The 529-nt window shown below is 69.6% G+C and carries 2 protein-coding genes; one reads left to right on the forward strand and one right to left on the reverse strand.

From position 1 onward, the window contains the following. On the reverse strand, positions 1 to 170 hold a 170-nt coding region (locus CSC70_RS14380), incomplete at its 3' end, for a response regulator (protein WP_484573210.1). Between the two features lie 57 nt (positions 171 to 227). Between CSC70_RS14380 and CSC70_RS14385 the strand changes: the two genes are divergently transcribed. Beyond that, a partial coding sequence (locus tag CSC70_RS14385; protein ID WP_162457235.1) for a hypothetical protein occupies positions 228 to 529 on the forward strand: 302 nt, incomplete at its 3' end.

Here is a 529-nt window from a genome sequence, read left to right on the forward strand (position 1 = left end):
AAGATACAGGCCTCGCGCAGGGCCTGTATCAGCTCCATTACCGACATCTTCTGCATGCCACGCTCGATGATGCCGACGACGACCGGCACTCCCCGGCCCATGTACCGGCCCTCTTCGCCGTCCTGCGCCGCGTCCACGGCGACGCCTTCGCGCTTCAGGCGCGCGGCCATGGTCTCGCGGAGGGGGGCTTAGTCTTCACCCAGCAGGATTCGCATGGTTTCTCCCTGATGCTGTGGGCGGCCGCCCCGGCCGCCGGTGAAACGGATTCGAAAGGCGGCTACTCGACGTCGGCCGAACCTGTTGGCCGATTATGGCTCACCGGGATTTCGGTCACGCGCGGGCCGAACGTCATGGTCGCCGCGCCTGTCCGCGCCGCGACGCGGCTGCGGCACATCGTCCAGGCAGCGGGCGCTGCCCTCGGTATCGACGTACTTGACCCGGTTGATCCCGCGGCCGTCGTACCGCCCTCGCTCGGCGCCCAGCACCTGGCCGCCGGCGCTCCGCTGGCCGCTACGGACCGCGTCGGCCA

It is taken from the genome of Pseudoxanthomonas kalamensis DSM 18571, assembly GCF_010211745.1.
Lineage (GTDB): Bacteria > Pseudomonadota > Gammaproteobacteria > Xanthomonadales > Xanthomonadaceae > Pseudoxanthomonas_A > Pseudoxanthomonas_A kalamensis.